Annotated in this window: 5 protein-coding genes and 1 pseudogene; 5 read left to right on the top strand and 1 reads right to left on the bottom strand. The window is 68.0% G+C overall.

Translation table 11 applies throughout. The features are described 5' to 3' along the window. From ASG00_RS17270 to ASG00_RS05840, 4 genes are all read left to right on the top strand, one after another. A partial coding sequence (locus ASG00_RS17270; protein ID WP_235559237.1) for an LPXTG cell wall anchor domain-containing protein occupies positions 1-845 on the top strand: 845 nt, incomplete at its 5' end. Positions 846-1,141: 296 nt separating this feature from the next. Beyond that, complete coding sequence (gene rplJ / locus ASG00_RS05850; protein WP_045247319.1) at positions 1,142-1,657, top strand: 50S ribosomal protein L10; 516 nt, start codon at positions 1,142-1,144, stop codon at positions 1,655-1,657. Positions 1,658-1,698: 41 nt separating this feature from the next. Further along, positions 1,699-2,091: a 50S ribosomal protein L7/L12 gene (gene rplL, locus ASG00_RS05845; protein ID WP_045247318.1), complete on the top strand. Its 393-nt coding sequence runs from the start codon at positions 1,699-1,701 to the stop codon at positions 2,089-2,091. Positions 2,092-2,347: 256 nt separating this feature from the next. Continuing rightward, the gene (locus tag ASG00_RS05840) at positions 2,348-7,264 is read left to right on the top strand and encodes an ExeM/NucH family extracellular endonuclease (RefSeq protein ID WP_082483085.1); all 4,917 of its coding nucleotides are present in this window, start codon (positions 2,348-2,350) and stop codon (positions 7,262-7,264) included. Between the two features lie 60 nt (positions 7,265-7,324). Here ASG00_RS05840 and ASG00_RS05835 read toward each other — a convergent pair whose 3' ends face one another. Next, positions 7,325-8,341, bottom strand: a complete 1,017-nt coding sequence (locus ASG00_RS05835; protein ID WP_045247317.1) for a LacI family DNA-binding transcriptional regulator — start codon at positions 8,339-8,341, stop codon at positions 7,325-7,327. Between the two features lie 304 nt (positions 8,342-8,645). On the opposite strand from ASG00_RS05835, the pseudogene ASG00_RS17265 reads away from it, so the two are divergent. Further along, positions 8,646-8,846 (top strand): annotated as a pseudogene (locus ASG00_RS17265) (carbohydrate ABC transporter substrate-binding protein); the annotation flags it as partial.

Below are 8,846 nucleotides of genomic sequence, written 5' to 3'. Positions count from 1 at the left end.
CCTCGACGCGCGACTCGGGCCTCATCGACCGCGACGCGTGGATCTCCTACCTGCAGGCGCATCCGGGGCTCTCGCCCCAGTTCGCGAGTCGTTCGGCCCAGCTCACCGGGGTGCCCGCGTCGGTCATGCGGGGGCAGACGATCGAGTTCGCACTGTCGAGCGTCGACCTCACGTCTCTCGGCAGCCCGCGCTCCACGACCGTCACCCCCCGGGTCACCGGTAGCTCGGCGACGTTCGCGCCCATCCCGGTGACGAACGGCACCGCGAACGTCTCGCTGACGTTCCCCGTCGACGCGACGCCGCAGAGCACGATCGAGTTGACGGTCGCTCCGGGTGGCACGACGGTGGTGGTCCCGATCCAGGTCGCGGCCGGACAGACCGGGCCGATCCCGCCGACCACGACGCCGGTGCCCGCCACCGACGAGCAGCTGCTGGCCGAGCTCGAAGGTCTCATCAGCGTGCCGTCGCCGAACCTGGTCGCGGGCGAGACGGTGGTCATCACCGTCGGCACGCAGTACGCCGGACAGTGGGTCACCGTCTGGCTGCACTCGACGCCCACGCAGGTCGGCGGCTGGTACCAGGTGGCGGCCGACGGCACCATCACGGTCACGCTGCCGGTCGGTGTCAGCGGATCGCACCGGCTCGTCGTGCTCGACGCCTCGGGCAACGTCATCGGATGGTCCTCGGTCGCGCTGAGCCTGCCGCCGGCCACGGGGCTGCCGGCGAGCGGCGCCCTGCCCAAGACCGGCGCGGATGCCTCGTGGCTCGGCGGCGTGACGATGCTCGCGCTCCTTCTCATCGGCGCGGGAGTCATCGCGCGAGTGCGCCCGCAGCGCCGGAGCTGATCCGCCGCATCCACCCGAAGGCCCCGCTGAACACCGGCGGGGCCTTCGGGTTTGGCGGGGGCAGCGGCATCCCGTATGCTGATGTCAAGCCGAAGACCGCCGGTCATCGTCGTGCGCGACAGCGCAGGTCGATCGAAGCTCTGCAACGCAGGGGCCCGCGCAGGTGTACGAACGAACTCCCGATCATCGGGCATGTGAAGCTCCGTGCGCTTGCGCCGGAGCTTTTTTCGTTGCCGGGAAGGTCTCAGGCCGGCGATCCGCCATCGCGGATCGTCACGTGGATACAAGGAGTGGCCATGGCGCAGAAGGAAGCGACGGTCGCCGAGCTCACGAAGAATTTCGAGGACTCGACTGCCGTACTGCTCACCGAGTACCGCGGTCTGACGGTTGCCGAGCTCAAGGAGCTCCGCAACACCATCCGTCAGGACGCGGAGTACGCCGTGGTGAAGAACACGCTGTCCAAGATCGCCGCGAACAACGCGGGGATCACGGAGCTGGACGAGGACTTTGCCGGTCCTTCGGCCATCGCCTTCGTGCACGGTGACCCGGTCGCCGTCGCGAAGGGCCTGCGCGCCTTCGCCAAGGCACACCCTCTTCTCGTGATCAAGGGCGGCTACTTCGACGGTGCCCCCCTGAGCGCGGACGAGGTCAACAAGTTGGCCGACCTCGAGAGCCGTGAAGTCCTGCTGGCGAAGCTCGCCGGTGCGATGAAGGCCTCGCTGTTCGGTGCCGCTTATCTCTTCAACGCCCCGCTGTCGAAGGCCGTTCGCACGGTCGACGCGCTGCGTGAGAAGCAGGAGTCCGCGGCCTGAGTCGGCCCGCGGTGGACAAACCCCAATCAAGGAGAAACATCATGGCAAAGCTCAGCACTGAGGAGCTGCTCGACGCCTTCAAGGAGCTCACGCTCATCGAGCTCAGCGAGTTCGTCAAGAAGTTCGAGGAGACCTTCGAGGTCACCGCCGCCGCTCCGGTCGCCGTCGCGGCCGCTCCGGCCGCCGGTGGCGCCGGTGGTGCCGCCGAGGAGGTCGAGGAGAAGGACTCGTTCGACGTCATCCTCGAGGCTGCCGGCGACAAGAAGATCCAGGTCATCAAGGTCGTCCGCGAGCTCACCTCGCTCGGCCTCGGCGAGGCCAAGGCTGTTGTCGATGGCGCCCCCAAGGCCGTCATCGAGGGCGCCAACAAGGAGGCCGCCGACAAGGCGAAGGCCGCTCTCGAAGAGGCCGGCGCGACGGTTACCCTCAAGTAATCCCGCTGCTCTCAGCTCCGAAGGCCCCCGGCACTGCGCCGGGGGCCTTCGTCCTGTCCGGAGCGATGTGCTGATGGCGGATACCTCGTCCCGCCGATATGCGCAGTGCGCGACGCATCTATAGCGCAGAGTCTGGAGTTCGCGCATGAGAGAAATCTCATCGACCGTTCACACACTCGTCACAGAAATGTCGTCCTGACCAACATCGGGTCTCTTAGCCTCACAGGGTTGCTCTCAGCCCTGAACTAGGAGACTCATGTCCATTTCCCAGCCACGCAGGAGAGCGCTCGCCATCATCGCGGGCGCATCCCTCCTCATCGGCATCGCAGCGCCCGGCACGGCGCTCGCGGCCTCGGCGGCAGAACCCGCCCCGGCCGACGTCATCATCAACGAGGCCTACCTCAAGGGCGGCAGCGCCGGCGCGCCCTTCACCAACAAGTTCATCGAGCTCTACAACGCCGGAGGGACCGCGCAGAACCTGACCGGTTGGTCGCTCCAGTACCGGTCCGCGTCCGGCACCGGCGTGGCGACGACGGTCACCCTCTCGGGCACGATCAACCCGGGTTCGTACTTCCTCGTGCAGGCCGCCTCGAACGGCGCCAACGGCGTCGCGCTGCCCACGCCCGATCAGGTGACGAGCTTCAACCCCGGTGGACAGAACGGCGTGCTCTGGCTCTCCGACCAGTCCTCCCCCCTCACCCTCACCCCGGGCTCGGTGGTCGGCACCCCGGGCGTCGTGGACCTCCTCGGCTACGGCAGCGGCAACACGTTCGAGACCAAGGCCGCCCCCGACGCCGGCGGCAACACCACGCCCAACGCCTTGACGCGCACGGGCTTCGTCGACACCGACGACAACTCCACGGACTTCACGGTCACGACGACCGTCACCCCCCAGAACTCCGGCTCGGGCAGCACACCGAACCCGACCGACTCTCCCAGCGCCTCGCCCTCGCCGACCGCATCGAGCACGCCGACGCCCACCACGTCGCCCACCACGGCGCCGGGTGAGATCACGCCGATCTCCGCGATTCAGGGCACCGGCGACACCTCACCGCTCTCCGGTCAGACCGTCACCACCCGCGGAGTCGTGACCGCGGCCTACCCGACCGGCGGCTTCAACGGCTTCTACATCCAGACCCCCGGCACCGGCGGCGCCATCGACTTCGGCACCCACACCGCATCCGATGCGGTCTTCGTCTTCGGCTCGGCCGCGACGGCGAAGGTCTCCGTAGGCCAGTATGTCGAGGTCACCGGAAGCGTGACCGAGTACCAGGGGCTCACCGAGATCAACGGCACCGCCAATGGCACGACGGTCTTGTCCGAGACGGCGCCGGCGCCCGTCGCGGCTGCGACTGTCGCCTTCCCCGCGACCGACCAGCAGCGCGAGTCGCTCGAGGGCATGCTGATCCTTCCCCAGGGCGACTACACCGTCACCAACACCTACTCGACGAACCAGTACGCCGAGATCGGTCTGGCAACCGGCACCACCCCGCTGATCACGCCGACGGAGATCGCCCGACCCGGCACCGCCGCGTACGCGCAGGCCGTGGCGGACAACGCCGCCCGGGGTGTGACGCTCGACGACGGGGCATCCATCAACTTCCTCAGCTCCGCGAACAAGAGCATCGCGCTCCCGTACCTGAGCGATCACGACATCACCGTCGGTGCTCCGGTCACGTTTGCGAAGCCTGTCGTGCTCGACTATCGCAACAGCACCTGGAAGTTCCAGCCCACCGCGCAGCTCCTGGCGGGGGGAGACACCTCGTTCGTGGCCATCGCGGACGGGCGTCCCACGAGCGCACCGAACGTCGGCGGCGACATCCAGCTCGCCAGCTTCAACGTGCTCAACTACTTCACCACCACGGGCGCCGACTATGTCGCCGCCGGCAACACCTGCTCGTTCTACACCGATCGCGCGGGCAACAACGTGACGGTGAACAACTGCTCGGGATCGGGCCCGCGCGGCGCCGCCGACGCAGCGAACCTGAAGCGTCAGCAGGACAAGATCGTCGCGGCGATCAACGGGCTGGGCGCCGACGTGGTCTCGCTCGAGGAGATCGAGAACTCGTCCAAGTTCGGTAAGGACCGGGATTCCGCGCTCTCGACGCTCGTGAACGCGTTGAACAGCGCCCTCGGATCCGAGCAGTGGTCGTTCGTGCCGTCGCCGGCAGCCGATGCGCTCCTGCCGCTCGACCAGCAGGATGTCATCCGCACGGCGTTCATCTACAAGGCATCGCTGGTCAAGCCGGTCGGCGCCTCCGTCGTGCTCAACGACAGCGCCTTCTCGAACGCGCGCCAACCACTCGCCCAGGCCTTCACGGCGGCCGACGGCACCTCTGCGCAGTTCATCGCCATCGTGAACCACTTCAAGTCGAAGGGGTCGGGAACGGGCGCGGACGCGGACCAGGGCGACGGCCAGGGCGCGAGCAACGCATCGCGTGTGGCTCAGGCGCACGCGCTCGTGGCGTTCGCCGATGGGCTGAAGACGTCCGTCGGCACCGACAAGGTCTTCCTGCTGGGCGATTTCAACTCCTACAGCCAGGAGGACCCGATCAAGGTCATCACCGACGCGGGCTACATCCAGCAGGGCGCCGAGGAGTACACCTACTCGTTCAGCGGCCAGTCGGGTTCGCTCGACCACATCTTCGCGTCGCCGTCGGCTCAGGCCGCGGTCACGGGTGCGCACGTGTGGAACATCAACGCAGGTGAGTCCGTGGCGCTGGAGTACAGCCGCTACAACTACAACGCGACCGACTTCTACCGTGCCGACGCATTCCGATCGAGCGACCACGACCCGCTCGTGGTGGGTGTGACGCTGTCGCACAAGATCGAGCTCAACCTCCTCAACATCAACGACTTCCACGGGCGCATCGACGGCAACACCGTCGCGTTCGCGGGAACCGTCGAGGAGCAGCGCGCCGCCTACGGCGAAGGCAACACCCTCCTGCTGTCGGCCGGTGACAACATCGGTGCCTCGCTGTTCGCCTCCGCGGTCGCCGAGGACAAGCCGACCCTCGACGTGCTCAACGCGCTCGACCTGGCGGCGTCGGCTGTGGGCAACCACGAGTTCGACCGCGGCTACGCCGACCTCTCCGGTCGCGTGCAGGATGCGGCGGACTTCCCGTATCTCGGCGCCAACGTCTACAAGGCGGGCACCAGCGAGCCGGCGCTTCCCGAGTACACCATCGTCGACGCGGGTGGCCTGAAGGTCGCGGTCATCGGCGTCATCACGCAGGAGACCCCGAGCCTGGTCGCTCCCGGCGGCATCACCGGACTCACCTTCGGTGACCCGGTCGCGGCCGTGAACCGCGTCGCGGCGGAACTCGCCGGCACGGTCGACGTGATCGTCGCCGAGTACCACGAGGGAGCGGGGGCGGGAACCCCGGAGAAGGCGACGCTTGACCAGGAGGTCGCGGCCGGCGGTGCGTTCGCGGACATCGTGACGAAGACCTCGTCCAGCGTCGACGTCATCTTCACCGGCCACACCCACAAGCAGTACGTGTGGGATGCCCCGGTCCCGGGTGTCGAAGGCAAGACCCGCCCCATCGTTCAGACCGGCAACTACGGCGAGAACCTCGGACAGGTCGTGCTCTCGATCGACGGCGCGTCCCATGACGTGCTCGGCTACACGGCACGCAACATCTCCCGCTCGACCACCCCGGCGGCCACGCTGATCTCGACCTACCCCCGGGTGGCCGAGGTCAACGCGATCACGAACGCTGCACTCGCGAGCGCGGCGGCCATCGGCAACCAGCCGAAGGGATCGGTCACGGCGGACATCACGACGTCGTACACCGGTGGCAGCTACGTCGACGGGAAGTACGCAGGCGCCACCGCCCGCGACAACCGTGCCGGCCAGTCCACGATCGGAAACCTCGTGGCCGACTCTCTCGTCGCCTCGCTCGGCTCGGCCGATCGCGGCGGCGCCGAGATCGGTGTGGTCAACCCCGGCGGTCTGCGCGCCGAGCTCTTCTACGCTCCGGATGGCACGATCACCTACGCCGAGGCGAATGCGGTGCTCCCCTTCGTGAACAACCTCTGGACGACGAGCCTCACTGGCGCGCAGTTCAAGGCCGTGCTCGAGGAGCAGTGGCAGACCAACGCCGACGGCACGATCCCGTCGCGTTCCTACCTCCAGCTCGGGCTGTCGAAGAACGTCTCGTACACGTTCGACGCGACCGCGGCGCGGGGCAGCCACATCACGGGAATCTGGATCGACGGCAAGCCGATCGACCTCGCGGCCTCGTACCGCATCGGTTCGTTCAACTTCCTGCTGCAGGGCGGCGACAACTTCCGCACCTTCGCTCAGGGCACGAACACGCGCGACTCGGGTCTGATCGACCGTGACGCGTGGATCAGCTACCTCGAGACGCATCAGCCGGTCTCGCCGGACTTCGCCAGCCGTTCGGCGCAGGTTCTCGGTGCGCCGACCACTGCGGTCTCGGCAGGCGACCAGGTGTCGTTCACGGTGTCCGCGATCGACATGACGTCGCTCGGCTCGCCGCTGAACACCACGCTGGAGTACGCGGTCGCCGGCAGCGCGGCGACGTTCACGCCGGTCGCGTTCGTCAACGGGACCGCCACGGTGTCGTTCACGGTTCCGCTCGATGCTCCGGCGTCGACGTCCGTGGTGCTCACCTCACCGGCATCGGGAACCAAGGTCACCGTGCCGCTCACGGTCTCGAACGGCACGGGCCTGCCCGGCACGGGACCCGGAACGGAGGTCCCCGGCACCACTCCGCCGTCGATCATCCCGCTCCCCGTCCCGGATGCCGCGCTGACCGCCGCGCTCGAGGGCAAAATCTCCGCGAGCGACACCACTCCCTCCGTCGGGGATGCGGTGAAGATCTACGTCGGCGTCGAGCACGCCGGCGAGTGGGTCACGGTGTGGGTGCACTCCACCCCGGTGCGCATCGGCACGTGGTTCCTCGTCGATGCGAGCGGTTACGTCACCGTCACCATCCCCGCGGGGGTCTCCGGCGCCCACAGTCTGGTCGTCCAGGACGCTGACGGGAACGTCATCGGCTGGCAGGCCGTGACGATCGCCGACCCGTCGCTCGCGGCTCTGCCGCGCACCGGCGGTCAGGATCTGCAGTGGCTGCTGTGGGCAGGCGTCTTGCTCCTCGGGGCCGGTGCCGCCGCACGGATGACGGTGCGCAACCGTCGCAGCTGAGGCATCCGCCATCGCGCTGCCCGTCCCCGGTTCGCCGGGGGCGGGCAGCGTCGTCTGCGCTCAGGCGCCGGAGGTCGCGGGCGCCGTCGTCGAGGATCGCACCACGAGCCGCGTCGGCAGTTGCAGCCGGTCGGGCACGTCCGTGTCGCCGTCGATGAGCGAGAGCAGGGTGCGCGCGGCGAGCTCGCCGAGCTCCTCGGGGTGCTGCACGATCGTGGTGAGTCCGAACATCTCGGCGTAGTCGTGGCCGTCGACGCCGACGACGCTCAGCTGGCCCGGCACGGGCACGCCCAGTCGGCGCGCCGCGATGATCGCACCGATCGCGATCTCGTCGCACGCCGCAACGATCGCCGTGGGGCGCGACTCCATGTCGGCCAGCAGCGGCACGGCGGCCGCGTAGCCGTCCGTCACGGTGAGGGTCGAGGGCGTCGAGCGCATGGATGCCTCGAGCCCGGCCTGTCTCATCGCCTGCTCGTAGCCGATGCACCGGTCCGCGACATCGCGTGCGCGGGGGGAGTCGTAGGGCGTCACCCCGAGGAAGGCGATCTCGCGGTGGCCGAGCGTGATCAGGTGCTGCGTGATCATCCGCCCGATCGCGATGTTGTCGATGCCGATCGTCGGAATTCCGTTGAGCCCGTTGCCCACGCACAGGGTCGGCTTGCCGATGCCGATCAGCTTCTCGATGTCGTCGTCGTCGGGTTCGAGTGCCACCGCGAGCACGCCGTCGAATCGTTTCCGGGCCAGGAAGAAGCGGTACATGCTCTCGCGATCCTGAGACGCGGGCTCAGCGACGTAGAGCGTCAGGTCGTAGCCGGCCGGGATGAGCGCGCGGGTGATGCCCTCGATCATCGAGCCGAAGTACCACCGGTTGACCCTCGGCACGATGACGGCGATCGTGCGCGTGCGACCCGTTGCGAGGCCGGCGGCGTTGGCGGACGCCACGTAGCCCAGAGTGGTGGCGGCATCCGTCACCTTCTTGCGCGTCTCCTCGGAGACATAGCCGCCCCCGCTGAGCGCGCGGCTCGCAGTGGACTTGGAGACCCCGGCCAGGCGGGCGACGTCGGCGATGCCGCTCACTCTCGATCCCTTCATCGTCGACGGGTTCGTGCGACCGGTGGTCGCGGGACTTTCCGTCGCAGTCTAGATGATCACAGAAACTTTAGGGAACCGGTTCCACATGGGACGGCGATTCACAAAGGGGAAATCGGCGCGATATGAGCACCAGAACCTGGAATCACCGCACGAATAGTGGGGTTTATGGATTCGTGACCGGCGCTGGTTGTGGATCGCGTGAACTTCGAATACGGTGCTGTGGAACCGGTTCCGGGGGAATCGGTATGTGAGACGGAAGAATTCCGTGCACTCAAGGAGGAGGAATCACATGGCAACACTGCAGCGGCGCCACGTCCTAGCGCCGGTCGCACTGATCGGAGCCCTCGGGCTCGGTCTGGTCGGGTGCGCCGAGGGCAGCCCCAGCAGCAGCTCCAGCGATCTGTCGGGTCAGACCGTCAAGATCTCGGGCGGGATCACCGGGTCGGAGGCCGACCTGCTGAACCAGTCCTTCACGCAGTTCACCGCCGAC

The sequence above is a fragment of the Microbacterium sp. Leaf351 genome (genome assembly GCF_001423825.1).
Lineage (GTDB): Bacteria > Actinomycetota > Actinomycetes > Actinomycetales > Microbacteriaceae > Microbacterium > Microbacterium ginsengisoli.
This window is presented reverse-complemented; position numbering and strand designations above follow the sequence as displayed.